The 26,422-nt window shown below is 66.5% G+C and carries 25 protein-coding genes and 1 other RNA gene; 6 read left to right on the top strand and 20 right to left on the bottom strand.

The features are described from left to right. Positions 1-73: 73 nt before the first annotated feature. Genes trhA through AABA51_RS15515 form a run of 4 tightly spaced genes read right to left on the bottom strand, consistent with a single transcriptional unit; the run spans position 74 to position 3,520 of the window. Positions 74-730, bottom strand: coding sequence for a PAQR family membrane homeostasis protein TrhA (trhA, locus tag AABA51_RS15500; RefSeq protein WP_338273002.1), 657 nt, complete (start codon positions 728-730; stop codon positions 74-76). Positions 731-778: 48 nt separating this feature from the next. Further along, on the bottom strand, positions 779-1,378 hold the full coding sequence (gene recR / locus AABA51_RS15505) for a recombination mediator RecR (RefSeq protein WP_338273005.1): 600 nt from the start codon (positions 1,376-1,378) through the stop codon (positions 779-781). 3 nt (positions 1,379-1,381) lie between these two features. Beyond that, positions 1,382-1,735, bottom strand: a complete 354-nt coding sequence (locus AABA51_RS15510; RefSeq protein ID WP_338273007.1) for a YbaB/EbfC family nucleoid-associated protein — start codon at positions 1,733-1,735, stop codon at positions 1,382-1,384. An 18-nt stretch (positions 1,736-1,753) separates the two neighbouring features. After that, positions 1,754-3,520 carry a DNA polymerase III subunit gamma/tau gene (locus AABA51_RS15515; RefSeq protein ID WP_338273009.1) on the bottom strand — a complete coding sequence of 589 codons (1,767 nt, stop codon included), beginning with the start codon at positions 3,518-3,520 and terminating at the stop codon, positions 1,754-1,756. A 109-nt stretch (positions 3,521-3,629) separates the two neighbouring features. On the opposite strand from AABA51_RS15515, the gene AABA51_RS15520 reads away from it, so the two are divergent. Beyond that, positions 3,630-3,995, top strand: a complete 366-nt coding sequence (locus AABA51_RS15520; protein ID WP_338273011.1) for a hypothetical protein — start codon at positions 3,630-3,632, stop codon at positions 3,993-3,995. 26 nt (positions 3,996-4,021) lie between these two features. Here AABA51_RS15520 and ffs read toward each other — a convergent pair. The 5 genes from ffs to AABA51_RS15545 form a co-directional block, all read right to left on the bottom strand. After that, positions 4,022-4,120: signal recognition particle sRNA small type (gene ffs, locus AABA51_RS15525), an RNA gene on the bottom strand. A gap of 44 nt (positions 4,121-4,164) precedes the next feature. After that, positions 4,165-4,932 carry an ABC transporter permease gene (locus tag AABA51_RS15530; RefSeq protein ID WP_338273013.1) on the bottom strand — a complete coding sequence of 256 codons (768 nt, stop codon included), beginning with the start codon at positions 4,930-4,932 and terminating at the stop codon, positions 4,165-4,167. Beyond that, entirely contained in the window at positions 4,929-5,753 is an 825-nt protein-coding gene (locus AABA51_RS15535) for an ABC transporter ATP-binding protein (protein WP_338273015.1), read from the bottom strand. The genes AABA51_RS15530 and AABA51_RS15535 overlap by 4 nt, the downstream gene beginning before the upstream one ends. Before the next feature lie 153 nt (positions 5,754-5,906). After that, the gene (locus AABA51_RS15540) at positions 5,907-6,920 is read right to left on the bottom strand and encodes an ABC transporter substrate-binding protein (RefSeq protein WP_416914703.1); all 1,014 of its coding nucleotides are present in this window, start codon (positions 6,918-6,920) and stop codon (positions 5,907-5,909) included. A 166-nt stretch (positions 6,921-7,086) separates the two neighbouring features. Then, a complete protein-coding gene (locus AABA51_RS15545; protein WP_338273017.1) occupies positions 7,087-9,003 on the bottom strand; it encodes a bifunctional 2',3'-cyclic-nucleotide 2'-phosphodiesterase/3'-nucleotidase in 1,917 nt (638 codons plus the stop codon). A gap of 157 nt (positions 9,004-9,160) precedes the next feature. Between AABA51_RS15545 and nudC the strand changes: the two genes are divergently transcribed. The 3 genes from nudC to AABA51_RS15560 all read left to right on the top strand — a co-directional run bounded on the left by nudC (position 9,161) and on the right by AABA51_RS15560 (position 11,481). Further along, a complete protein-coding gene (gene nudC / locus AABA51_RS15550; protein ID WP_338273019.1) occupies positions 9,161-10,138 on the top strand; it encodes an NAD(+) diphosphatase in 978 nt (325 codons plus the stop codon). A 116-nt stretch (positions 10,139-10,254) separates the two neighbouring features. After that, the gene (locus AABA51_RS15555; protein WP_338273020.1) at positions 10,255-10,989 is read left to right on the top strand and encodes a sulfotransferase family 2 domain-containing protein; all 735 of its coding nucleotides are present in this window, start codon (positions 10,255-10,257) and stop codon (positions 10,987-10,989) included. Between the two features lie 18 nt (positions 10,990-11,007). Continuing rightward, entirely contained in the window at positions 11,008-11,481 is a 474-nt protein-coding gene (locus tag AABA51_RS15560; protein WP_338273022.1) for a hypothetical protein, read from the top strand. A gap of 49 nt (positions 11,482-11,530) precedes the next feature. On the opposite strand, the gene AABA51_RS15565 is transcribed toward AABA51_RS15560, so the two are convergent. The 11 genes from AABA51_RS15565 to hemC all read right to left on the bottom strand — a co-directional run bounded on the left by AABA51_RS15565 (position 11,531) and on the right by hemC (position 23,932). Beyond that, entirely contained in the window at positions 11,531-12,451 is a 921-nt protein-coding gene (locus AABA51_RS15565; RefSeq protein WP_338273023.1) for a DMT family transporter, read from the bottom strand. Between the two features lie 51 nt (positions 12,452-12,502). Then, positions 12,503-12,901 carry a Cu(I)-responsive transcriptional regulator gene (gene cueR, locus AABA51_RS15570; protein ID WP_338273024.1) on the bottom strand — a complete coding sequence of 133 codons (399 nt, stop codon included), beginning with the start codon at positions 12,899-12,901 and terminating at the stop codon, positions 12,503-12,505. Further along, positions 12,898-15,345: a heavy metal translocating P-type ATPase gene (locus AABA51_RS15575; protein ID WP_338273025.1), complete on the bottom strand. Its 2,448-nt coding sequence runs from the start codon at positions 15,343-15,345 to the stop codon at positions 12,898-12,900. The genes cueR and AABA51_RS15575 overlap by 4 nt, the downstream gene beginning before the upstream one ends. Before the next feature lie 90 nt (positions 15,346-15,435). After that, positions 15,436-16,257, bottom strand: coding sequence for a sulfotransferase family protein (locus AABA51_RS15580; protein WP_338273026.1), 822 nt, complete (start codon positions 16,255-16,257; stop codon positions 15,436-15,438). Next, entirely contained in the window at positions 16,254-18,770 is a 2,517-nt protein-coding gene (locus AABA51_RS15585; RefSeq protein WP_338273027.1) for a glycosyltransferase, read from the bottom strand. The genes AABA51_RS15580 and AABA51_RS15585 overlap by 4 nt, the downstream gene beginning before the upstream one ends. A 47-nt stretch (positions 18,771-18,817) precedes the next feature. Then, a complete protein-coding gene (gene rfbA, locus AABA51_RS15590) occupies positions 18,818-19,684 on the bottom strand; it encodes a glucose-1-phosphate thymidylyltransferase RfbA (RefSeq protein ID WP_338273028.1) in 867 nt (288 codons plus the stop codon). Beyond that, positions 19,685-20,542, bottom strand: coding sequence for a dTDP-4-dehydrorhamnose reductase (rfbD, locus tag AABA51_RS15595; RefSeq protein WP_338273029.1), 858 nt, complete (start codon positions 20,540-20,542; stop codon positions 19,685-19,687). Then, positions 20,539-21,228: a sulfotransferase family 2 domain-containing protein gene (locus AABA51_RS15600; protein ID WP_338273030.1), complete on the bottom strand. Its 690-nt coding sequence runs from the start codon at positions 21,226-21,228 to the stop codon at positions 20,539-20,541. Before AABA51_RS15600 ends, rfbD begins: the two co-directional genes overlap by 4 nt. Before the next feature lie 3 nt (positions 21,229-21,231). Then, positions 21,232-22,272, bottom strand: a complete 1,041-nt coding sequence (rfbB, locus tag AABA51_RS15605; RefSeq protein ID WP_338273031.1) for a dTDP-glucose 4,6-dehydratase — start codon at positions 22,270-22,272, stop codon at positions 21,232-21,234. After that, positions 22,269-22,841, bottom strand: a complete 573-nt coding sequence (rfbC, locus tag AABA51_RS15610) for a dTDP-4-dehydrorhamnose 3,5-epimerase (protein WP_338273032.1) — start codon at positions 22,839-22,841, stop codon at positions 22,269-22,271. Before rfbC ends, rfbB begins: the two co-directional genes overlap by 4 nt. A 128-nt stretch (positions 22,842-22,969) precedes the next feature. After that, a complete protein-coding gene (gene hemC / locus AABA51_RS15615) occupies positions 22,970-23,932 on the bottom strand; it encodes a hydroxymethylbilane synthase (RefSeq protein WP_338273033.1) in 963 nt (320 codons plus the stop codon). Positions 23,933-24,038: 106 nt separating this feature from the next. Between hemC and hemE the strand changes: the two genes are divergently transcribed. Both hemE and AABA51_RS15625 read left to right on the top strand, forming a co-directional pair. Then, on the top strand, positions 24,039-25,085 hold the full coding sequence (hemE, locus tag AABA51_RS15620; RefSeq protein WP_338273034.1) for a uroporphyrinogen decarboxylase: 1,047 nt from the start codon (positions 24,039-24,041) through the stop codon (positions 25,083-25,085). A 167-nt stretch (positions 25,086-25,252) separates the two neighbouring features. Then, entirely contained in the window at positions 25,253-26,419 is a 1,167-nt protein-coding gene (locus AABA51_RS15625; RefSeq protein ID WP_338273035.1) for an NAD(P)/FAD-dependent oxidoreductase, read from the top strand. The last annotated feature ends 3 nt before the right edge of the window (positions 26,420-26,422 follow it).

Below are 26,422 nucleotides of genomic sequence, written 5' to 3' on the forward strand. Positions count from 1 at the left end.
GAGACAGGAATTAGAGCCTTAGGCCGGGCAAAGACAGGTCAAAATCGACGCGGTGGCAACCAGAGACGCCGCGTCAGATCGGAACGGCCCTTTGCCAGAGCTCTGCGGCGATGGCGGCATAGCAGGCCAGAGAGCCCAGAAAGACGAAGACATGCCAGATCGTGTTGTGAAACGGCAGCCTTTCCCACAGCAGAAAGGCGATCCCCGAGGAATAGGTGACGCCGCCCGCAACCAAGAGCCAAAAGCCGAGGGGGCTGAGGCCCGCAACCAGCGGCCCGCCCCAGAATGCACCCGCCCAGCCCATCCCGAGGTAAAGGGGAATGGCCAGCCATTTCAGCTGGCTTGAAAACAGGATGAGCGCCGCGCCGATGCCCGCGACCGTCCAGATGCCCGCCAAAAACCCGGCCTGTCCCGCGGCCAGGGCGGCAAAGGGCGTGTAGGTGCCCGCGATCTTGAGATAGATGGCCGATTGATCCATCCGGCGCAGCCGCTCGACCCAGGCCGGATGCTGCAACAGGTTGTAGGCCGCCGATGCGCTCCACATCGCAAGGCCCGTCAGCACATAGACCGCGACGGCGGTGACGATCCCCGCATCGCCGATCCACAGCACCGCCAAGGCGATCAGGAACGGCCCCCCGATCAGGGCCGCACCAATACCCGAGGCATGGACGATGGCATCCGAAATGTATTCGGCCCGGCTATAGGGGCGGTTTCCGGCGATATGGCTCATGGCCGACAGGCTGAACCGATTCCGCCGGAAAGCAAGCGTTACGCCGTGTCACACCGCCTTGCGCGCGCGAAGGGCCGCCGAAATCGTCCCGTCATCGAGATAGTCAAGCTCGCCCCCGATGGGCACGCCCTGGGCCAACGAGGTGACGGAAACCCCCGACCCCGACAGCGCATCGGCGATGTAATGGGCCGTGGTGACGCCATCGACCGTGGCGTTGAGCGCAAGGATCACCTCGGTCACGGCCTCAGAGGTCACGCGGTCGACAAGACGCGGGATGCGCAGATCCTCGGGCCCGATATCGTCAAGCGCGGACAGCGTGCCGCCCAGCACGTGATAGCGCCCGCCAAAGGCCTGCCCGCGTTCCATCGCCCAAAGATCGGCCACATCCTCGACCACGCAGATCTGGCCATTGACGCGTTTGTCGTCGGTGCAGACCGGGCACAGATCACCGGTGCCGATATTGCCGCAATTCAGGCATTCCCGCGCGGTATCGGCCACGCGGGTCATGACCTCGGCCAAGGGGCGCATCAACGGTCCCCGTTTCTTGATCAGGTGCAAGACCGCACGCCGCGCCGACCGGGGGCCAAGCCCCGGCAGGCGGGCCATGATCTCGATCAGGGCCTCGATGTCCCTGGGCGCGTCGGGCATGGCTCAGAACGGCAGCTTCATGCCCGGCGGCAGGCCCATGCCCTCGGTCAGCTTCGCCAGTTCCTCCTGGCTCTTTTCCTGCGCGCGGGTCTGGGCATCCTTGATCGCGGCAAGGATCAGATCCTCGACCACTTCCTTGTCGTCCTGGTTGAAGATCGACGGGTCGATATCAAGCCCGACCAGCTCGCCCTTGGCGGTGGCGGTTGCCTTGACCAGCCCCGCGCCCGAGACGCCCTCGACCGTCATGGAGGAGAGATTCTCCTGCATTTCAGCCATCTTGGTCTGCATTTCCTGCGCCTGTTTCATGATCTTGGCCATGTCGCCAAGACCACCCAGACCGCCCAAACCTTTCAGCATGTCCTATGTCTCCAAAAATCATTCATCGTCGAACGGGTCCCAATCCTCGGGCAGATCGTCGGGGTCGGGCAATTCCGGCAGCGCCTCGGCCTGCGCCTGCGCCTGCAGTTCGGCGCGGGTGCGGATGGCGGCGATCTTGGCCTCGGGAAAGGCCGCCTTGACCGCCTGCAAGAGCGGGTGCTGCTCCAGCTCCGCCTCCAGCGCATGTCGCTGGGCCTGTTCCGCCTCGGCGATGGTCGGGCCGCCGCCCTCATTGGCAAGCGAGATGACCCAGCGCGCCCCGGTCGCCAGCGTCAATGCCCGCCCCAACCGCTGTGACAGGTCCGGCGGAGCGTTCTCGGTCGGCTGGAACTCGATCCGGCCCGGCGCATAGCTCACCAAGCGGAGGCAGGTCTTGAGCTCGACCAGAAGCTTGATGTCGCGCGCCTCTTCGATCAGGGCGACGACACTGGAAAAGGTCGGGTACAGCGACAGGTCCGGCCCCGGCTCGGGCTGAAGCGCGGCTTGCGCCCCACCGCCACCGCCGCGCGGCACGGGTGTCGCCTGTGCGCGCGGCGCATGAACCGGGCCGCCATTGCCCATGGGGCGGGCGGGGCCGCTGCCCCCGGCAGGCGCGGGCGTCGATTGCAGCTTTTTCACCAGATCGCCGGGCGTGGGCAGATCGGCCACATGGGTCATGCGGATCACGGCCATTTCGGCGGCCATCATCGCATTGGGAGACAGGCTGACCTCTTCCAGCGCTTTCAGCAGCATCTGCCACATCCGCGTCAGAACCCGCATCGGCAGGCGGTCGGCCAGCGACCGGCCGCGCATCCGTTCCTCGGGCGAAATCGTCGGATCCTCGGCCGCTTCGGGCGAGATCTTGATGACGCTCAGCCAATGCGTGATCTCGGCCAGATCGCGCAGGACCGCGACCGGGTCGGCCCCGTCGGCATATTGCGCGCCCAATTCGTCCAAGGCCCCCGCCGCATCGCCGCGCATGATCGCCTCGAACAGATCGAGCACGCGGCCCCGGTCGGCCAGACCCAGCATCGCGCGCACCTGATCGGCGGTGGTTTCCCCCGCGCCATGGGCGATCGCCTGATCAAGGAGGCTCATCGCGTCGCGCACCGACCCTTCGGCGGCGCGGGTGATCAGCGCCAGCGCATCTTCGGCGATCTGCGCGTTTTCCTTGGCGGCGACCTTTTTCAGATGGGCGATCATCACCTCGGGCTCGATCCGGCGCAGGTCAAAGCGCTGGCACCGCGACAGGACCGTCACCGGAACCTTGCGGATTTCCGTGGTCGCAAAGAGAAATTTCACATGCGGTGGCGGTTCCTCGAGCGTCTTGAGCAGCGCGTTGAAGGCGCTGGTCGAGAGCATGTGAACCTCGTCGATGATGAAGATCTTGTAGCGCGCCTGTGCCGCCCGGTAGCTCACCGTCTCGATGATCGCGTCACGGATGTTCTGCACGCCGGTGTTCGATGCGGCGTCCATCTCCATCACGTCGACATGGCGGCCCTCGGCGATGGCGCGGCAATTGTCGCAGACACCGCAGGGATCGGTCGTGGGCCCGCCGGACCCGTCCGGCCCGACGCAGTTCAGGCCCTTGGCGATGATGCGTGCGGTGGTCGTCTTGCCGGTGCCGCGGATACCCGTCAGCATGAAGGCCTGCGCGATCCTGTCCGCCTCGAAGGCATTCTTCAGCGTGCGGACCATCGCCTCCTGCCCGATCAGGTCGGCAAAGGTCGCCGGGCGGTATTTCCGCGCCAGAACCTGGTAGCCGGTGTCGGGTGTGTCGGTCATGGAGCCTCGGTGCGGTTCGGATCGCAAGAAACCCTAGTGAAGCGGCGCGGCAAGGTCCATGGTGAAGCGCAAAGCGCACGCCCGTTTGAGGCCAACGACAGAGACGAGAATGGCAGAACACAAACCCCCCGGCATCCTTGTGAATGCGATGGCCTTGTTTTTCTGGGTCATGGCCGGTTGCGCGCTGGCGTTCTGGGTCGGGGGCGTGGTTTGGCCCGGCGGTCTGCGCGGGCTGATGGCCAGCCTCGGGCCCTCCATCGTGGCCAGTTTCGGCACCTTTCACATCCTTGCGGCGATCTGCGGCATCTTGCTGTGGCAATGGCGTAGGCACGAGATGACGGCACGCAAACGCGTGCTGCTGGAGGGGGCGACGCTTTATTTCGTGCTCGCGGTGTTGTTGGGAATATTCCTGAATTACCTGCTGGTCTCGACCATGGGGTCATCGCTTGCCCCGGCCATGCCAAGCCGCATGTAAAGCGACCTGCCCATCGGCAGGTGGCTGGGTGAGAGGCTGGACATCGACCCAAGCGGGGCTCGTTGTGGCTGCTTCCTTCCGGACCTGACCAGGTTGGCGAGGCGCCTGCCCGCGCCAACCTCTCGATCAGGGATGTAGGAAAATCCACGCCATGGTGCAAGGGCAGGCCTTAGCCGGGGCTGCGTTCGGCCCAGCCCGCAAAGATCCGCTCGAGGAAAACCACGAAGTAGAACAACAAGATACCCAAAGCCGCCAGTGCAAACAGGACGGCGAACATCAGCGGATAATCCGCGCTGATCCGGCCCGAATCGAACAGATCGCCCAAGCCCCGGCCATGCGGCGAGACGATTTCCATCAGGTTCGTGCCGATGAAGGCCAGCGTCACCGCCACCTTCAGCGCGCCGAAGAATTCCGGCAGCGTCTTGGGCAGCGCGATCTTCCAGAAGATCGTGACATTCGACGCGCCAAGGCTGCGCAGGATGTCGCGGTATTCGGGTTCGAGCGTCGACAGGCCGATGGAAACGGAGACCGCGATGGGGAAGAACGAGATCAGGAAGGCAATGAGAACCGTGTTGAAATCGTGCTGACCGACGAACATCAGCGCCACGATGGGCACCACGGTCGCCTTGGGAATCGCGTTGAACCCAACGAGGATCGGGTAGAGCCCTTCGCGGGCGAAGCGCGAAAAGCCCATGATCATGCCGATCAGCGTGCCGAAGACGACGGCAAGGCCCAAGCCCGCCACGGTGCGCCACAGCGTTTCCCATGACTTGATCAGGAACAGGTCCCAGAACCGGATGTAGCGCGGGATCAGGTCCGAGGGGCTGGCCATGCGGAAATCGGGCAGGTTGTTGTACCAGACCGCCCATTCCCAAACGGCGAGGATGCCGATGATGAAGACCGTGGGGGCCAGGATCTTGCGCAAGGTATCGTTCATGCCTGTGCCTCCTGCGGGGCGTCTGCCTCGGTCGCGCGGCCTTGGGCGACCTGGATCTGGTGGCGCAAAGTGGCGAGCATCGAGACCGCCTTGGGACCGTAGAGATCATCGAGACTGCGCGGTCCCGGTATGTCGACATCGAGCACGAATTGCGCGTGGGCGGGGCGGCCGGACATGACAACCACTTGATCTGCAAGGAAAACGCTTTCGCGCAGGTCATGGGTGATCAAGAGGCAGGTAAAGGGTTCCTCGCGGCGCAGGTCGTGCATGGTGCACCACAGATCCTCACGCGTGAAGGCGTCGAGCGCGCCGAAGGGTTCGTCGAGGATCAGCACATCGGGCTTGTGGATGATCGACCGGCAGAGGCTGGCGCGCTGGCGCATGCCGCCGGACAATTCCGAGGGGCGTTTTTCCGCGAAACCGGTCAGGCCGACGAGGTCCAGCAGGTGATGGGCGCGGTCCACGGCCTCGGCCTTGGACATGGGCGATTTCACGATTTCCATTGGCAAAAGAATGTTTTGCAAGATCGTGCGCCATTCCAGAAGCACGGGATTCTGGAAGGCCATGCCGACGGTCGGGCGGGGGCTGGTGACCTTTTTGCCGTGCAGCCAGACCTCGCCCGTATTGGGTTTCATGAGGCCGGACACGAGCCGCGTCAGCGTGGATTTACCGCAACCCGACGGGCCGACGACGGCGCAGAAGCTGTTTTCGGGAACCGCCATGTTCAGGTTGTCGAGAACCGGAAGCGGGCCTGCCTTGGTCTTGTAGGCGTGGCTGACGCCGCGCAATTCGATCATGTTGGCGGAGGGGGGAGTCTGCATCAGGCGGGCCTTTGCATGATGAACGGCGGGGCGGAAAGCCTGTCGTGATCTTGTCGTGGTCGCGTAGGGATCGCGTCGTGCATCCGTAACTACAAGCGCAACCCGCCGGACCGGTCGAAAAACCGGCCCGGCGGGCGTTTCGGGATCAGACGATCAGCGCGAGATCATCCGCACCTCGGCCTCGGGCAGGTAGGCGTCGGTGAAGTAGAGGCTGGCGTCGGGCTCGTTCTGGAACTCGTAGGTCAGGCGCAGCTGTTCGATGGCGGTTGCCATGCGGTCGGCATCGATGCCGCCCAGACCGTTTTCCATCACCCAGGGCGTCAGGATGTTGGCGTCGAGCGCCAGTTGCAGACGGCGGGTTTCCAGGTCCACGTCACCGGCCGGGTTGCGGGCGATGACGGCGGCGGCACCGGCAGCCGGATCGGCGGCGGCATCGGCCACACCGCGCGCGATGGCGCGCAGCGCGCCGGTCACGATCTCGGGGTTGGCGGCGGCGAAGTCGGTGTTGACGATGACCGCGTTGCCGTAAAGCTCCACCCCGTGATCGGCGAAGAGGATCGTCGTGATGTCATCCTCGGGAATGCCCAGACGCGCGAGCGACAGGTAGGAGGAGAAGTTGAAACCGGTCACGGCATCGACATTGCCTTCGGCCAGCATCGGTTCGCGGGTGGGGAAGCCCACCGGTTCCACGGTGATGGTGGACACATCGATACCGTTCACGGCGGCGAGGATGGGGAATTGCGCCCATGCGCCATCGGGCGGCGGTGCACCGAGCGTGGAGCCTTCGAGATCCTCGATCCCGCTGATGCCCTGGCTGACGCGGCCCACGATGGAGAAGGGCGGGCTGTCATAGACCATCATCGCGCCGATCACGGGCGCGCCGGGGTTCTGGTCGAGGAAGCGGACAAGGCTGTTGATATCGGCAAAGCCCATCGGGAAGGCGCCCGAGGCGACCTTGGGGATCGCGTCGAGCGACCCTTCGCCCGCGGTCACGTTCACCTCGAGCCCTTCGGCGGCGAAATGGCCGTTGTCGATGGCGAGGAAATAGGGCGCGGAGGGACCTTCGAACCGCCAGTCGAGGGCGAAGTTGATGGTCGTATCCTGTGCGGCGAGCGGGGTGGCCGCGACAAGGGCAGCGGCGAGGGTGGGAATGGCACGGGTGAGCAAGCGATATCTCCTTCGGCTTGGCAGCTCGGTCGTTTCGGCGTCCGGCACCTCAGCGACTGGTCATGAGCGCGTCGACGGCAAAGTGCCCGACAAACAGGCACCTGCGGAATGAATGCACAAACCGACCCTTGCTTGCACGATTTTTTTGCGAAGTGCCCTGATCTGATTAAATCTTCATCAGGTAGCGGGCAAAACCGTCGTCTTCGACGCCATCGGGCACGAGGCCAAGATCCCGGATGCGCTGGGGATAGGCGGCGGCGCCGGGCCCGGTGTGGAGGATCACGGGCGCACCGCCGAGCGGCGTGAAGGTGAAACTGGGTTCGACCACGGGATCGAGCCCATCTTGATGGGCCGCGAAATGGGCCATCAGCGCGTTGCGGACCGGATCGGTGCTTTCATGGATGGTTTCGCAGGCTTGCGCGGCGGAAAAGCGGCCACCCCCCGCCGCCCGATAGGCGCTGGTCGCGACCAGACAGGTCTGCGTGTCGCAAAGGGGCCTGCCATCGGAGAGGCGCAGGTTGCGGATGCGGCCGGGACCGGCATGGGTGACATCGCCCTCGGCGCTGGTGCGGGCGGGCTGGCTGAGGTCGATCTCGTAGCGCAGGCCGTCGAGCCGGTCGAAATTGTAGCTGGCAAAGGCCGGGTCGATCAGCGGCCGGGGCAGATCGGCAGGACCCGGCACCACGCGGAAAAAGGCCGAAGCGCTGCGTTCGAGCCATTCGCGCAGCTGCGCCCCGGTGGCCTTGAGCAGGATCAGGCCGTTGGAAAAGCCGTAAAGATCGGCGGCATGGCGCAACAGGACCCGACCCGCCGGCACATCGGTGTAATGCGCGGGCCCGCCCCGCCCGCCGGCCTTGAATGGCGTGGTCGCGGAAACCAGGGGCAGATGGGCCAGGTCGGGGCGGTCGCGCAGGACCGGCGCGATGGCGGCGCGCTGCGCATCGGCGATCACCTGTGTCGCGGCGCAAGGCGCAATCAGGCTGAAATAGGTTTCGAGTGGCACCGCCGTCCGGCCAAGGGTCCGCGCGGCATAGACGCGGGTGGCGCGGTGGCTGCGCAGGATCTGCCGTTGCAGGCCGGGCATGGGTTTGAGCCGTTGCCAGAGGTCGGCGCGATCTTCGGCCCCGATCCCGGCCAGCGGGATCAGGGCGGCTTCGGACCCCAATACGCGCCAGCGCGCGGTCGATCCGGCGGTGGCGGGGCCAAGATCGAGATCGATCTGCCCAAGGTGGGACCCCCAGCACCCGGGCTGGACCAAGGGCGTGCCGCCGAGCGGTCCGGTCGCGTCACCGGGACGCGGAAAGGCGCGATGCGTATGCCCCGCGATCACCGCATCCACCCCGTCGATCCGGGACAGGAGGCGGCCCACGTTCTCGCCATCGGCGGGGTCGGTGTCATGGCCCATGCCGGAATGGGCCAGAACGATCACGAGATCGGCCCCTTCGGCGCGCAGGGCCGCGACCTCGCGCCGGACGGCGGGCAGGATGTCGTGGACGGCGATGCGCCCCTCGAGGTGGGCGCGGGCCCAGCGCATGACCTGCGGCGGCACGGCCCCGGTCACGCCGATCCGCAACGGGTGGCCATTGCCTGCGGCATCGGTCACGGTCCGCTCGAGCATCTTGCGCCGTTGCACCGGGCCGGGATCGGCGTCGAGCCAGTCGACATTGGCCAGAACGACCGGATAGCGCGCCACCGAGAGCGCCTGTTGCAGGGCACCCAGGCCGAAATCGAAATCATGGTTGCCGAGCGTCGCGGCGTCATAGCCCAGCGCGTTCATCACGGCGATCATCGGATGGTCCTGTCCGCGCGGCATCAGGTCGGCCAGGGCGGCATCGGCAAGCGGCGCGCCCTGCAGCGTGTCGCCATTGTCGAAGAGCAGCGTGTTGGGACAGGCGGCGCGGGCACGCTGGATCAGCCCGGCCAGACCCGACAGGCCGACCCCGTGATCGGGACGGTCGGCGAAATAGTTGAACGGCAAGAGATGCGCGTGGAGATCGGAGGTCGCGAGAATGCGAAGGCGCAGACCGCGACGGCCCGCCGCCGTGGTCTCACGCCTGTCCGACCGTGTCCCGATGACGGTCATCCCGTTTCCAATTCTGCGTGTCCCCGGCAAGGATTGCGCAGACTGGCCACGCGGCGAAGGCCCTAGCCGATGATCGTGCGGTTTTCCACAGGTCATTGCGTTGGTTGTGGCGGACAGGCCATAGACATGGCGAGATTGGTGCCGAAAGGACGGGCAGATGCGATTGGCGGAAACGGTGACCTTCGGTGGCTCGGACCTCGACCGTTGCGCGGCGGAGCGCAAGGATGCGGCCACGCTGGCGCGCAATCTGGCCGAGGGCGGACAGGTCATCGTGCTGTGGCGCGGCAAGCCGCTGGTGGCGGGCGACCCGGCGAAGGGGGCCTGCAGGCTGGTGCGGCTTGGGGCCGAAGACCCGATCCTGCGGGATGCCGAGGAGGGGGCGATCTTTCTCGGGCGGATCGAGGGGCAGGCCATTTTCGCGATGGACATCTCGGGCTGGACGCCGCCCGAACCGGTGGACGAGGCGCAGATCGGCGCCTTTCTGGACCCGACGGTCCAGCTGCACCCGGGAGCGCCAGAGGGCAGCGCATTCCGGGAATTGCGGGCGATCATGACGACATTGACAGCGCGCGACGCGGAACTGGCCGCGACGGCGCGGGCGCTGGGGAACTGGCACCTGTCGCATGGGTTCTGTTCGCGCTGCGGTGTGGCCAGCGCGATGACCGAGGGCGGATGGCAACGGCTGTGCCCCGATTGCGGCGCGCATCATTTCCCGCGCACGGACCCGGTGGTGATCATGCTGATCACGCGGGGCGAGCGGGTGTTGCTGGGACGGTCGCCGGGATGGCCGGAGGGGATGTTCTCGCTTCTGGCGGGGTTCGTGGAACCGGGCGAGACGATCGAGGCCGCGGTGCGCCGCGAGGTGTTCGAGGAAACCGCGGTGCGCGTGGGGCGGGTGGACTACCTGGCCAACCAACCCTGGCCCTTTCCGGCATCGCTGATGATCGGCTGCCGGGGCGAGGCGATCAGCGAGGAGATCGCCATCGACCCCGCCGAGATCGAGGCCGCGCGCTGGGTGACGCGGAGCGAATTGTTGCAGGTCTTTGCGGGCGAGCATCCCGAGATCCGGCCGGCGCGGCGCGGCGCGATCGCGCATTTCCTGTTGGAAAACTGGCTGGCCGACCGGCTCGACTAGGGCTGCGCGGCAAAAATCCGGGACCATCCTGCCGTCACGGTTGCCCGCTGCGGCATGTCTCTGCTATCTTAAGACAAAACACGAACTAAAAATAATGATCGAGCAGAGGTCAGGATATGCCATACACCATGCCCGCGCAGCGGATGGCCTTTTTCTTTTCGCCCAAATCGGGGGGAACGTCGCTGAGGGCCTTTCTGTTCCATGCCGAAAACGGCTTTGCCTTCAGGGATTACTCGGTGCAGGGCGCGCGGGTGGATGCCAACATGCTGGCCGCGAATTACCGGTTCAACCGGATCGATCATTCCGAGCTGGAGGGGTATCGGCGCTTTGCGCTGGTGCGTGACCCGGTCCGGCGGTTCCTGTCGGGCTATTCCAACCGGGTGCTGCATTACCGCGAATTGAGCATCGAGGCGGCCGGCCGCGACCTGCTGCGCGAGGGATTGCCGCCCGATCCCGACATCGAGACCTTTGTCGAGAATTACATCGGCTACCTGCGCTGTTCGAAACCGCTGGCACGGCATTTCCTGAAACAGCAGAAGTTCATCGGCAATGATCCGGGCTATTTCGAGCGGATCTTCCGGCTGGAGAAGGTGGGCGAGCTGGTCGATTTCGTGAATGCCGAATGCGGCACGCAGGCCGTGATGCCGCGCTTGCAGACGGGCGGGCCAAAGCTCGATTTCCAGGGGTTGAGCGAAGATCTGCAGATCGAGATCCTGGAGATCTGCCGCCACGACATCGCCTTTCAGTTGATGCCCGACTATTGGGCCCCCTATGCGCATCTGCTGGAGCGCGACAGCGGGGCGGTGCGGGGCAAGGACATGCCGGAACGGCAGGCCATTGGCGCGAAGTAAGACAGCGGATCGCAGGCGATGAAGTTCAAGGTTTCCGAGGATGTCGACGCCCCCCGACCGCTGGTCTGGGTCAGGATGACGGATTTTTCCGGGCTGGAGGCGGATGCACGTGGGCGCGGTGCCACGGTGACCCGCGTGGGCAACTGGACGGAGCCCTGCGAAGGCGCGGAATGGCGCGGCGAGGTCAAGGTGCGCGGCAAGGTCCGCCCCCTGAGCGCGCGGATCACGCGGTTCGTGCCCGAGGAGATCTGCCTGATCGAAAGCCGGATCGGCGGCATGGCCTGCCTACACGAGATGAGCTTTGTCGCGCTCACGCCCGAGACGACGCGCGTGGCCACGGTGCTGGACCTGTCGGCACAGACGCTGACGGCGCGGTTGATCCTGCAGACGATGAAGCTGGCGCGGGGGCGGGTGATGCAGCGGCTTCAGGGGATCATCGCGCGGCAGGGCAACGCGGTCGAGGCGGAGTATCGCAAGGCCAAGCGGGATTAGGGCCTGTCGCGCAAAAGTCGGAACCGGTTTTGCGCGACAGGCGCCAAGATCACGGCTGGGTCGGACCGGCCTTGCGCTGGCGGGCGCGTTCGAGGCCCAACTGCCGTTCGCGCAGGATGATGAGGATACCGGCCACCACGATCATGCCGCCGCCCGCAAGCGTGGCAGCGCCCGGCACCTCGCCAAAGACCGTGTAGCCCACCACCACCGCCAGGATCATCGAGGTATATTCGAAGGGCGCGATCAGCGAGGCATCGGCATGGCGGTAGCTGGTCGTCAGAAGGATCTGCCCCACCCCGCCCAGAAGCCCCGCCAGAACCAGAAGCATCGCGACATCGGGCGGGGGCAGCACCCAACCCCAAGGCAGGGTCAGAAGCGCCAGAAGGGTCGCTGTGACCGAGAAATAGAAGACGATGGCCGAGACGGTTTCGGTCTGCACCAGTTTGCGCACGAAAACCTGCGCCAACGCCGCGCAGACAGCGGACAGAAGCACGACAACGGCCCCCAGCGTTTCGCGCGTGGTGACGGTGGCGGGATCGACCTGCAGGCGCGGGCTGAGGACGACGAGAACGCCGATCAGCCCCAGGGCGACCATGGACAGGCGGAACAGCCGCACCTCTTCGCCAAGGAACATGGCGGCGAAGATCACGACGAGGATCGGCGCGGCATAGCCGATGGCCGTCACCTCGGGGAGCGGCAGAAGACCCAGACCCGCAAAGCCCAGACCCATGGAGGTCGTGCCGACCAGACCGCGCCAGACATGGCCCATGGGGTTTGTCGTGCGCAGGCCGGTGTGCAATTCCCCCCGCATCGCCAGCCAGATGCCGATCACGGGAAGGGCAAAGAGCGAGCGGAAGAACACCGCCTGCCCCGGCGGCACCGTGTCGGAGGTCGCCTTGATGATCGAGGCCATGGCCACGAAAACGCAGACCGACAGGATTTTCAGGAGGATGCCGCGTAGCGGGGACATGGCGCACCGGATGGGGTTCTGCCCCGACCCTACGCGCGCCCCCGGCGGGGTTCAATCGCTGTCGAGGGGGGCGGCCAGACCCGACAGGATCGGGCAATCGGGGCGGTGATCGCCCGCGCAGGCATGGATCAGCTGGGCAAGCGTGCGGCGCATTTCGGCCAGTTCGGCCATCTTGGCGTCGATCTCGGACAGGTGGGTTTCGGCCAGATGCTTGACATCGGCGCTGGCCCGCTCGCGATCCTCGTAGAGCGCCAGAAGCGTGCGGCATTGGTCGATGGAAAAGCCCAGACCCCGCGCCCGGGCGATGAAGGCGAGCTTGTGCAGATGTGTCTGGGTGAAGCGGCGATAGCCGTTTTCGGCCCGATGCGGGGTGATCAGGCCGATATCCTCGTAATAGCGGATGGTCTTGGCGGGCAGGCCCGCGGCTTCGGCGACTTCTCCGATGTTCATGCGGCCTCCATCCGGCGCAGGCGCAGGGCGTTCAGAACCACGAGGACGGAACTGGCGGCCATGGCCCCCGCCGCGAGCATGGGGTTGAGGAAGGGACCGCCCGCAAGCGCCAGAAGACCGGCGGCGACGGGGATCAGCGCGACATTGTAGCCAAAGGCCCAGACAAGGTTCTGCGCGATGTTGCGCAGGGTGCGGCGCGAGACCTCGATCGCGGTGAGCACGCCGGTGGGCGCGCCCGAGACGAGCACGACATCGCCCGCCTCGATCGCCACATCGGTGCCGGTGCCCAGCGCGATGCCGACATCGGCCTCGGCCAGAACGGCGGCATCGTTGAGACCGTCCCCGACGAAGGCGACGCGGTGGCCTGCAGCGCGCCATGCGGCGACCTGCGCGCGTTTGTCGGCGGGCGACAGGCGGGCATGCGCCTCGGGGATGGCGAGATCACGGGCAAGCGCATTCACCGGCCCCTCGGCATCGCCGGACAGGAGCGCGACACGCGTGCCGCGCGCGGTCAGGGCCGCGATGGCGCGGGCGGCATCGGGTTTGACGGCATCGGACAGGGCGAGATGCCCCAGATAGAGCGCGCCGCGCGCGACATGAACCTCGGTCACGGGGGTGGGATCTGTGGGGGGGACGGCGACACCGGTCTGTTGCAGGAAGGCGCGGGAGCCGACGCGGAGGGTTTCGCCCTCAAGGGTCGCGGTGACGCCGCCGCCGGTCACGGCCTCGAACCTGTCGACGGGGGCGGGGGTCAGGCCACGGGCCTTTGCCTCGGCCAGGATGGCGCGGGCCAGGGGATGTTCGGAGGCGGTTTCGGCCCCGGCGGCCAGCGTCAGGAGCGTGTCGGCATCGCAATCGCGCGTGGGCAGGATGGCGGTGACACTGGGCCGCCCCTCGGTCAGGGTGCCGGTCTTGTCGAAGGCGACAAGATCGACGCGCGACAGGTTCTGCAGGGCGTCCCCCTTGCGGAAGAGCACGCCCAGTTCGGCGGCGCGGCCCGTGCCGGCCAGGATGGAGACGGGCGTGGCCAGACCCATGGCGCAGGGGCAGGCGATGATCAGGACGGAGACGCCGATCACCAGCGCCTTGGCCGGATCGGGGCCCCAGATCAGCCAGCCAAGCGCGGCAAGCGCCGCGATGACCAGAACGACCGGCACGAAGACGGCGGTGACGCGGTTGATCAGCGATTGCACGGGAAGGCGGGTGGCCTGCGCATCCTCGACCATGGCGACGATGCGGGCCAGCACGGTATCGGTGCCCACGGCGGTGGCGCGGTAGACGATCGTGCCGGTGCCGTTCACGGTGCCCGCTGTCACCGGATCGCCCGCGCGCTTGGCGACAGGCAGGGGTTCGCCGGTCAGCATCGCCTCGTCGATATGGGTTTCGCCCTCGGTCACGGTGCCGTCGACGGCCACGCGTTCGCCGGGTTTCAGGCGGATCAGGTCACCCCGGCCGAGATCGGCGAGCGGCACCTCGGTCTCGGTGCCATCGGTGATGCGATGCGCGGTGTCGGGGCGGAGCGCCATCAGGCCCCGGATCGCCGCCCCGGCCTGACCCCGGGCGCGCGCCTCGAGCCAGCGGCCAAGCAGGATCAGGGTGACGATGACGGCCGCCGCCTCGAAATAGACGAAACGGCCGGTTTCGGGGATGATGCCGGGGGCGAAGGTGACGAGCACCGACCAGGCCCAGGCGGCAGAGGTGCCGAGCACCACGAGGCTGTTCATCTCGGGCGCGCCCTTGAAAAGCGCCGGAACGCCGAGCCGGAAGAAGACGCGGCCCGGACCGGCCAGAACGGCGGTCGTGAGCAGGAACTGCACGAGGTGCAGCGGGAAGGTGCCGAAGGTCGCCATCTGCCAATGGTGGAAGGCGGGGACCAGGTGGCCGCCCATTTCCATCACGAAGACAGGGAGCGTCAGGGCGGCGGCGATCCCGAAGGCGCGGCGCATCGGGGCTGCCTCGTCCACAGCTTCGGGCTCGGGATCGGGGCTGTCGGTTCGGGGCGGGTCGAGATCGGCGACGGGATAGCCCGCCTTGTCCATCGCGGCCTGAACGACGGGCCAATCCCCGGCATCGGTCAGGCGGATATCGGCGCGCTTGAGGGCGAGGTTCACCTGCGCCTCCAGCACCTCGGGCAGGGCGTTGAGCGCCTTTTCCGCGCGCGAGGCGCAGCCGCCGCAATTCAGGTTGCCGACGCTGGCACGCAGGGCGACGCCATCGACGGGATGCACCGGATAGCCCGCAGAGGTCATGGCGGTTGCAAGGGCGGCAGGATCAAAGCCCGCCCCGATGCGCAGGTCGGCCCGCCGCGTGGCAAGGTTGACCACGGCGCTTTCGACGCCCGGAACGGCGGCAAGGGCGGTTTCGGCACGCGCGACGCAGCTGCCGCAGGTCAGGTTGTCGACGCTGTAGCGGCGGAGGGCGGGGGCGGTCGTGTCTTTGGGCATGGGCTGTCCTTCCACGGGGACAGATAGGGGTTCCCGTTGCTGGAAGGTCAAGGAGGGGATGCGGAATGAATGACGCAGGCGGTGTTGGGCTCAGCGAAGCCTGCTGCCGAATGCAAGATCGGCGGAGAGGTCATAGCCATGGCGCTTGGCCAAATCCCCGCAGCGTTCCAGCACCACTTCGGCCAGACCGTCGACCAGCGCCCGACGCCAGAGGTTTCGTTCGCCATGCACGTCAGCCGCGGAATAAAGACCCGCAGGGGCCGAGACATCGGCATGGTCAAGAATACGCGCCAAGACGCCCGGCACATCGGTGACCAGATCTTCGTAGCGGACGGTCAGCACGCGCGCGGGATAGGCGGCCTCGACCGTGGTCATGAACTGCACCGCCTCGATCCAGTAATTGCAGGCGCCGTGGATGTCTGTGACCTTGACCTGACGCCCCAGAACGAGGCTGGCCACGACATTCAGCGGATTTCGCACGAGGTGGAGGAACCGGGCCTTGGGCATCAGTTGGGCGATCAGGGGCGCCCCGAAGAAATTCTGCGGTGTCTTGTCGAACCAGCGGTAGGGACCGGTCAGACCCTTTGCCCGGGCGAAGGCGGTGATGTAGCCGCGCTGCAATTCGACCTTGTCGCGGCTGTCGACCAGGAGCGCCTGAAACACCTCTTCGGGGACGCCATCCATCTCGCGGTGCTTGCGCAGCAGGGCGCTGTTGCGATGCGGTTGGTAGCTGTGCGGTGTGCGGAACGGTTCGGACCAGCGGAAGAAATGCGTTTCCTCGGGGCAGATGAAGCCCGGCACCCGGCGCAGGAGGTTGCGCAACAGGGTGGTGCCCGACCGCACAGAGCCCACGATGAAAAGCGGACGATCATCGGCGGGGAACGTGTCGGAGACAAGGTGAGGGTCGGTCATTCAGCTGCTTCTCTTGTGTCTGCGTTGATCGGGATGCCCTGACGGGCACCGGGGCCTGTGATCACCCCCAAAAGCGTCGCGACATGGTCGCCGTCCGGGTCGAAGGGCACCGCGATGCCGTTCGGGGCGCGGCGCAGCGCCTCGCCCTGCGCGCCGATGTCGAAGCCATAGACCGGAAGGCCCGTGGCCAGCATCTCGTGGGTGACGAAGGAAAAGGTCTCGGGCCAGATCGAGGGGACCAGCCATGCCGTCACACCGTAGCGTTCGGCCAGGTGGCGGATGTCGGCGCGGTCATAGGTTCCGTGCAGTTTCAGGCTGGGCGGGCGGGAAAAGGCCGGGTCCATGTTGCCGATCAGAACGGTCCGTGGCCCACCCTGCCGCGCCAGACGCGCCGACAGCGCGCACAGGACAGCGGCCCCTTTCTGGCGATTGAGATTGCCCAGCACGCCCAGTGTTCCCGGCCCCGTGGCGGTCGGCGGCAGCATCCGCTCGATCCGGACCACGGCCGCATGGGGTCGGTAGACGATCCTTTCGGCAAGATCGGGATAGACCTGCAAGAGATGCTGGCGGCTGGAATCCGAGAACACCGTCACCTCGACGCAGGCCCGGAGAAGATGGTGCCATTTCCCCTGCCAGTGCGACAGGGTCACGTGGGTCCCGTCGGGGCGGCGCGCCCGGTGGGCGGGGTCGCTGCAATCGCCCCGCACCGGGCCGCGATAGCTGCCGTCGGCATTGAGCAGGCAATAGGAGGGGCTGATCATGAAGTAATCATGCACGCGCGCCTCGAGCGTGTCGGGATGTCCGGGGCGGCGCAGCGACAGGAGCGCATCGGGCAGGCTGACCGGATCACGATCCCCGACACCGCAGGAATAGATGATCCTGAGGGCGGGAACAGGGTCGAGCAGGCGGCGGATATGGCCAAGATCGCTGGTTGCCGCCGACAGGATGCCGGATGGCCCATGCAATTCCAGCTGCCAGCGCGTCGAGCCGCCCACCCGCAGGACCAAGGCATGATGTCCTTGGGCGGTCCGGGCGTCGATTTCGGCGGCCAGCGCATGTTCGGCGCCCCCGCCCAGCGAATGGGCCATGAACAAAGGCAGGGCGTCGAGGCCAAGCTCCCCGGCCACGGCGATGGCAAGCGCCAGTCGCGGCGTGCGCAAGGGATCGCTGCCGATGAAGGCCTGCACCTCGGTGTCATAGGCGGGATACCGGCGGGCGATCAGGGCATTGGCGCGCGGGACCATGGATTTCTTCGCCTCGATCCCGAAGCTCTGGCCGCCGCGATGTTCGACGAAAAGCGTCGGAAGACAGACATGGCGCGCGCCGCGTTCGCGCAGCTTCTGGCACCAATCCACCTCTTCGCCGTAGCCGCGCCCGAATTCGGGATCGAAGCGCGGCAGGCGGCTGAACCAGCGGCTGCTGATCGCCATGCAGAACCCCACGCCGGTGGGTGTCGAGGGCAGGCGGCCCGGCACGGACAGGCTTTGGGCCACGGCATCGATGCGGTCGATCATGCCCTCGGGCAGGGGCGTCGCCTCGCAGATCACGGGGGCCGAGAAGATCTCGGCATCGTTGGACATCGGCGTGACCGAGGCGATGGTGCTGTCCTGCTGGAAGGGCGCGATCAGCCGCGAGGCCCAGCCTTCGGGGACATGGGCGTCGGAATTGAGCAAGACGACATGGCCGCTGTGATCTTCGGCCTCTTCGAAGCCGCGGTTGACCGCGCCCACGAAGCCAAGGTTCCGGTCCAGTTCGATCAGCGTCACCTGTCCCCTGTGGTCATCGACCCAAGCCCGCAGGAAGGGGCGCACGCGGGGGTCGGTCGACGCATCGTCGATCAAGACGAGATGCCAGGGCACATCGGTATGGTCCGCGACCCGGCGCAGCGTTTCGCGCAGCACCTCGAAGGCATTGTGCACCGGCAGGATGATCGTGACCGGATCGAGCGCGCGGGGTGGGGTTGCGGGGGCGAAATAGCGCGGATCGAGCGGCAGACCCTCGGCCACCGTTTCCAGACCCAGAACCTGCTTGATGCGGATGCGCGCGGCCGGGTTATGGGTGGCCATCCAGGTGAAGAGCGCCGGGGTGGCGCGCAGCAATCCCAGGAGAAAGGCCCGGCGCAACCGGCGCAGGGCGGCAGGCGTGGGCGGATCGGAGGGATGGGGCACCGGCAAGGCGATCTCGTCCCCCGATGATCTTGGGACATGCAGCGTCAGCGGGCGCTGGCCCTCGGGCACCTCGATCTGGAAGCCGGTTTCAAGCGGATAGCCCCAGCGTCGCATCACGTCGGCGCGCTGGATGGACGGGATCGCGGTGATCTCGCCCCCCGGCCAGCTCACGCGCAGGTAGGGCGCGGCCGTCCAGCCGATCAGGCAGATCGCACCGGGCATGCGGCGGATCTGTTCGACATGGCCAAGCGGTTTGCCCCCGTGCCGCGACAGGCTGAAGCCCCCAAGCCGGTCGGCATGGTGGGCGACATATCTGAGGAACAGGGCGTGGAGGCGGAAGAACACCGGGAACCGGCTCCTTCGGACTGGTGTGATCGTTACGCGGGTTACAGTTACAGCAGGGACACGAGATAGCGTCCGTAATCGGTCTTGCCAAACAGGGCGGCGCGGGTGGCGAGGTCTTGGGCGGTGATCCAGCCTTGGGCAAAGGCGATCTCGTCGGGGCTGCCGGTCTGCATGCCTTGGCGTTGTTCCAGCGTGCGCACGAAATTGCCCGCATCAAGCAGGCTTGCATGGGTGCCCGTGTCGAGCCAGGCAAAGCCGCGCCCCATCTTGGTCACGCGCAATGTGCCATCGTGGAGGTAGCTTTCCAGAAGGCTGGTGATCTCCAGCTCGCCCCGCGCCGAGGGCGTTACCTGTGCCGCGCGGTCGGGGGCCGTGCCGTCGAGAAAGTAGAGACCCGTCACTGCAAAGGGGGATGGCGGATCGGCCGGTTTCTCGATCAGGGCGCGCACCGATCCGTCGGGGGCGAAATCCACCACGCCGTAGCGTTCGGGATCGGCCACGCGATAGCCGAAGACCGTGCCGCCATGGGTCCGCGCATCGGCCTCGGCCAGGATCTCGGGCAGGCCATGGCCAAAAAAGATGTTGTCGCCCAGAACCATGGCCGAAGGCGCGCCGTTCAGGAAATCGCGGGCGAGGATATAGGCCTGCGCCAACCCATCGGGGCTTGGTTGCGGGACATAGGTCAGCGACAGGCCCCATTGGCTGCCATCGCCCAGCGTGCGGCGGAACTGGTCCTGGTCCTGCGGGGTGGTGATGATCGCGATCTCGCGGATGCCCGCCAGCATCAGGACGCTGAGCGGATAATAGATCATCGGCTTGTCGTAGATCGGCAAAAGCTGTTTCGACAGGCCCATGGTGATCGGGTAAAGCCGCGTGCCGGACCCGCCGGCGAGGATGATGCCCTTGCGTGTCATCTAGGCTGTGCCTTTGCGCTGGGTCAGGGAGGTGACGATCGCGCGCGTCGCATCCTGCCAATCGGGCCGGTCGATGCCGAAGACGACGGTTGTGGCGCTGCAATCGAGGCGGGAATTGGCGGGGCGTGTCGCAGGCGTCGGATAGGCGCTGGAGGGGATATCCACGATCCGGCAGGGGAGTTCGGCCACCGCCATGATGGCGCGGGCGAAACTGGCCCAGGACGTGTCGGGCGCGCCTGCGAAATGGTAGGTGCCGGTCTTGGTGGGGGTCTCGGCCAGTTGATCGGCGATGGAGAGACAAGCGGCGGCGATGGCGCGGGCGGGTGTGGGCCCGCCGATCTGGTCGGCCACGACGTTCAGCACCTGGCGCTCGGCCCCGAGCCGCAGCATGGTTTTGAGGAAGTTGGAGCCGTGTTCGGAAAAGACCCAGGATGTGCGCAAGATCGCATGGGCACCGCCCGCCGCGCGCACGGCTGTTTCGCCGGCAAGCTTGGAGCGGCCATAGGCCCCGAGCGGCCCGGTGGGATCCTCTGGCTGCCACGGGTTTTGGCCATCGCCCGCAAAGACGTAATCGGTGGAGATATGGACGAAGGGGATGCCAAGATCGGCACAGGCCCGCGCCATGGCACCGGGGGCATCGCCGTTGATCGTGGTGGCGAGATCCTCCTCGCTCTCGGCGCGGTCGACGGCGGTATAGGCGGCGGCATTGATCACCGCGCTAGGGCGGTGCGCCTCGATCGCGGCGGCGCAGGCGGCGGGATCGGTCAGGTCGGCGGCGTCGCGGCCAAGGGCCAAGACGGGGGCCAGCGCGCGCAGTTCTGTGGCGACTTGACCCGTGGTGCCGAAGACGAGGATCATGGGCGATCCTCCGGGATGGGTGCCGCGGCACCGGGGGCAGCGGGAAGATACCCGAACCTTTCGAAATCCGCCGCATAGATCCGGGCGATGGCCTCTTGCGACTCCTCGCAAATCTGCGGCTCGGGCAGCGCCTTGCGGCCCAAATGATCGCGCACTTTCTCAAGGACATTGGCGGGCGCGATGTCGCGCGGGCCGCGTTTTGCGCCTTCGATCTGATCCAGCCAATCGATGACCGGGGTCAGCCCATCCTCGAGCCGGAACACCACGGCATCGGTCGGCACAAGATCGGTTGCGGGCCTTGCATGATTGTCGAATTGGAAGGGGCGCTCTGCCAAAGAGGCCGCGATCCGCGTGATCCAATCCACGAAACCGAGGCGCGGCGGAATCCGACGTTCGATATCGCGCTGAAAGCGGAATACCGACAGAATGCGCGCCTGCGGGTGACGCACGACGGCAAAGCGATGCGCGATCCAAGGCCGGGGAATGATCCGGTCGAAGGCCGCGCTCTCGACATGCTGCGGCGATGTCTGGGACCAGCGTTCAGCCGGTGATAGCGCATTGAATTGCCGATCCAGAAAGGCCAGCCGACCGAAACGCGCATGAAGGTAATTCTCGACCGCTGTCCCGGCGCAGCGGGGCACATGCGCGAAATGCAGAAGTTTACCCTGAACGAAGGCAAGCGGCATGACCTAGCCCACCTTCCCCAACCTCTGCCCCACGCCATCGCGGGCTTGCAACGCGCGCCACCAGTCTTCGTTGGCGAGATACCAGTCGACCGTCCGCGCCAGCCCCTCCTCCACCGTGACCGACGGCTGCCAGCCCAGTTCGTCGCGGATGCGAGTGGCGTCGATGGCGTAGCGCAGGTCGTGGCCGGGCCGATCCTCGACGAAGGTGATGAGCCGGTCATGCGGCGCATGGGTCGGGCGGCGGTCATCAAGGAGCGCGCAGATCGTGCGGACCAGATCGATGTTGCGCCGTTCGTTGCTGCCGCCGATGTTGTAGCTGCGGCCCACCCTGCCCTTTTCGCAGACCAGAAGCAGCGCATCGGCGTGATCTTCTACAAAAAGCCAGTCGCGCACGTTCAGGCCCCGCCCGTAGACCGGGATGGGTTTGCCCGCCAGCGCGTTCAGGATCACGACCGGGATCAGTTTCTCGGGGAAGTGGTAGGGCCCGTAATTGTTCGAGCAATTCGTCATCACGACCGGCAGGCCATAGGTCTCGTGCCAAGCGCGGACGAGATGGTCGGAGGCGGCCTTTGACGCGGAATAGGGGCTGTTCGGGGCATAGGGGCTGTCTTCGGTGAAGAGGCCCGTTTCGCCCAAGGTGCCGTAAACCTCGTCGGTCGAGATGTGGTGGAAGCGGAAGCCATCGGGCTTGCCCTGACGGGTCCAATGGCTGCGCGCGGCCTCGAGCAGACTGTAGGTGCCGGTGATGTTCGTGTCGATGAAGCTGCCCGGCCCGTCGATGGAGCGGTCCACATGGCTTTCAGCCGCCAGATGCAGGATGGCATCGGGGCGATGATCGGCCAGGATCCGGTCCATCGCGGCGCGGTCGCAGATATCGGCCTGTTCGAAGCTGTAGAGGTTGGAGGCGGCAACGGGGGCGACATTGTCGAGACAGGCGGCATAGGTCAGCTTGTCGACATTCACGACCGCATGCCCGCGCGCCACGGCAAGCCGCACCACGGCCGAACCGATGAACCCCGCGCCGCCCGTCACCATCAGCTTCATGATGCCGCACCGTCATGGGTGAAGGGGCTGTCGAAGGCGGCGAAAGCCCCCGCCGCCGCATCCTTGGCCGACAGGATCGGCGCGGTCTCGCCAAGGCCCCAGTCGATGCCGATGTCCGGGTCGTTCCAGGCCAGCGCGCCCTCCGTCTCGGGGGCGTAGCTGTCGGAGCATTTGTAGATGATCTCGGTATCCGGGGTGCGGGTGACGAAACCATGGGCAAAGCCCGCAGGGATGAACAATTGCCTGCCGTTCTCGAAGCTCAGCTCGATCCCGAACCACTGGCCGTAGCTGGGCGAGCCGCGCCGGATATCGACGGCCACGTCGAAAAGCACCCCCCGCCCGCAGCGCACCAGCTTGGCCTGCGCGCGGGGCGGGCGCTGGAAATGCAAGCCCCGCAGCGTGCCCACCTGCGCGGACAGCGAATGGTTGTCCTGAACGAAATCGGTGGTGACGCCATGGGCGCCAAGTTTTTCCCGGCTCCAGGTCTCGGCGAAAAACCCGCGATGGTCGCCAAACCGCGCCGGCGTGATCACCAGAAGGCCGGGGAGGGGCGTGGTCTCAACCTGCATCTGCGCAGGGCCTGGATATCTTGGACATGAACATACCGCCCAATGGCACACAACTAAAGACGAAATCACGAAGATTTCGCTCGGTAACACAATTAAGAGCAGTTTGTTCGGAACGCCACCCCTTTGGGTCAGGCGGCGATCCAGTCGAAGAATCCCTCGCCCGCGCGCGCCCTCAGATCGCGGGCCATGGCCGCACCAAGGGCTGCGCCATCCTCGATCGGGGCGCTGCGGTCATCGGTCAGAACCTCGGACCCGTCGGGGCGCAAGATCTCGCCACGCAGGCGCAGCGTGCCGCCATCCAGCTCGGCCAGGCCCGCGATGGGGGTTTCGCAAGACCCGTCGAGACCGGCGAGAAAGGCGCGTTCGGCGGCAAGCCGCTGGCCCGTGGGACCGTGGTGGATGGCCTCCAGCATCGCGGCAGCGCGCAGATCGTCGGCGCGGCGTTCGATGCCGATGGCACCCTGGGCCACGGCGGGCAGCATGTCTTCGACGGCAATCGCGGATTTCACCACATCGGTCAGGCCCAGACGGCGCAGGCCCGCCATGGCGAGGAAGGTCGCATCGGCCACCCCATCGCCCAGTTTCTTCATCCGGGTCTGCACGTTGCCGCGGAACTCCACAACCTGAAGGTCGGGACGGCGCGCCCCAAGCTGGGCACGTCGCCGCAGGGAGGACGATCCGACGCGGGCGCCCTGGGGCAGATCGGCCAGGCTGTCATGGGAAAGTGACACGAAAGCATCGCGCACATCTTCGCGCGGGAGATAGCAATCGAGCAGCAGGCCGGGCGGCTGCAGGACCGGCATGTCCTTCATCGAATGGACGGCGATGTCGATGGAGCCGTCCAGCATCGCCTCTTCGATTTCCTTGGTGAAAAGTCCCTTTCCGCCCAAGGTCTTGAGCGCGATGTCGGCGTCGATCAGGGTGCGGTCGTCGCCTGTCGTCTTGATCACCACGATCTCGAAGGCGCCCTCGGGCAGGTCGAAGGCGGCCATGAGACGCGACCGCGTTTCATGCGCCTGCGCCAGGGCGAGGGGCGAGCCACGGGTTCCGATACGCAGCGGTTGGGCGGGGGTCGGCAGGTTGGTCGTCATGTCGATCCTTCTACACCTGTCAACTTTGCTTGACAATCACCCTCGGGTTGACAGACTGACGGGCGCGGACAATTCCTGTCCAAAGACCGACCGAAGGACAATCCCCATGTTTGACGCGCCCCAGACGGCCCGGAAGAAACTCCTGCGTTCGCTGGCGGGCGAGGCGATGGATGTGCCGCCCGTCTGGCTGATGCGGCAGGCCGGGCGCTACCTGCCGGAATATCGCGCGACCCGCGCACAGGCCGGCGATTTCCTGTCCCTGTGCTACAATCCCGAGCTTGCCGCCGAGGTGACGCTGCAGCCGATCCGGCGCTACGGCTTCGACGCGGCGATCCTGTTCGCCGATATCCTGCTGATCCCGCAGGCCCTGGGGGCCGATCTGTGGTTCGAGACGGGCGAAGGCCCGCGCCTGTCCACGATCACCGGACCCGAAGGGCTCAAGCCCTTGAAAGGCAAGGACGATATCCACGAGCATCTGGCGCCGGTCTATGAGACGGTGCGTATCCTGTCGCGCGAATTGCCGCAGGAAACGACGCTGATCGGCTTTGCCGGCGCGCCCTGGACGGTGGCGACCTACATGATCGCGGGGCGCGGAACGCCCGACCAGGCACCGGCGCACGCGCTGCGCGAGGGGGACAAGGCGACCTTCGAGGCGCTGATCGACCTGCTGACGGAAGCGACGATCGAATACCTCGACATGCAGGTGCAGGCCGGGGCGGAAGTGGTGAAAATCTTCGACAGCTGGGCCGGATCGCTGAAGGGCGAGGCCTTTGACCGCTATGCGCTGGAGCCTGCGAAACGGATCACGGCGGAGTTGAAGCGGCGGCACAAGGATCTGCCGGTCATCGCCTTCCCGCGCGAGGCGGGCGAGAAATATGTGGGCTTTGCCAAGGCTGTAGGCGCCGACGGGCTGGCGATCGACACCAAGATCGATCCGGTTTGGGCGGCCGAGAACCTGCAACCCGATGGCTGCGTCCAGGGCAATCTGGACCCCAAGCACATGGTCACGGGCGGCGAGGCGCTGGTCGCGGAAACGCGCCGGATCGTGGATGCGTTGAAGGGCGGGCCGCATATCTTCAACCTTGGCCATGGGATCACGCCGGATGCCGATCCGGAGAACGTGCACCTGCTGCTGGAGACGATCCGGGGGTGATCGGGCGACGGGGAGGTAAACGGGCGGTAAAGATCGCCGCGCAATCCCTACCGAAAGGTTGAGATCGCGGCGTCTTTCCTGCCGAAAGGTGAACGGCCCCCCTCGCCTTTCACGATGTTTTCACGTCAGTCTCGGAGCCGATCGTCGGAGTGGGACGGAGGCAGGGGATGCGCGTGGACTTCGTGGTGATCGGTCGGGGCCTGATGGGCACCGCCTGTGCCCGGTATCTGGCCGAGGCGGGGTGCCGCGTGACGCTGGTCGGACCGGACGAGCCGAGCGACCCGGCGCGGCATGACGGACCCTTTGGCAGTTTCCACGATGCGGGACGGATCACGCGCACCATCGCCCATGATCCGGTCTGGGCGCGGCTGTCGAGCCGGTCGCTGGCGCGCTACCGCGAGATCGAGGCGCGGACGGGCATCGGCTTTTACACGGAATGCGGCGGGGTGATGGCGGGGTTGGACCACGGCGCGATGGCGGGTTTCACCGCCGGGTTCCACGAGACGCCCCGGGCGCTGGGTTTGGTGCATGAACCGCTCGACGGCGCGGCGCTGTCCAAGCGCTTTCCCATGTTCGCCCTGCCCGACGGCAGCCGGGGTGTGTTCGACCCGCTGGGCGGCCATGTCGACCCGCGTGCGATGCGCCGCGCCCATGAGGCGCTGGCGCTGGAGGCGGGGGCGGAGGTCGTGACACGCCATGTGGTCGACCGCGAGGGCGGCACGGTCACGCTTGCCGATGGGCGGGCCCTGAGTGCGGAGCATGTGGTGGTGGCGACAGGCGGTTGGGCCACGGCCGCGCCGCTCGGCATGGCGCGGCCCGCGATGCGGGTGTTCCAGCGCACCGTGGTGCTGGCCGAGATTTCGGAAACCGAGGCGGAAAGGCTCAAGGATACGCCGAGCCTGATCTGGGTGCCGGAGAACGACCCGACCGACCGCTACCTGTTGCCGCCGATCCGCTACCCGAACGGGCGCATCTACGTGAAGATCGGGGGCGAATGGACGAGCCCCGAGGCACATAGCGGCGATGGGCTGAACGCGTGGTTCAAGACGAATGGCGGCGCAGAAGCCGGGCAATCGCTTTTGGCCGATCTGGTCAGGGTCATGCCCGACATGCGGATCGAACGGGTGCTGACCCTGCCCTGTGCCGTCACCTTCACCAAGACGGGATATCCCTATGTCGCGCGGATCGATGACCGGGCGACGTTGCTCACCGGGGGCAATGGCGCGGCGGCGAAATGCGCCGATGAGCTGGGGCGGCTGGGGGCTGTGGCGGCCCTCGGCGGCAACGTGGCCGCCGAGGGTCTTGGCACGGATTTCGCGCCGGTTTTCGCGTGAGGA

It is taken from the genome of Roseicyclus marinus (genome assembly GCF_036322625.1).
Taxonomy (GTDB): domain Bacteria; phylum Pseudomonadota; class Alphaproteobacteria; order Rhodobacterales; family Rhodobacteraceae; genus Roseicyclus; species Roseicyclus marinus_A.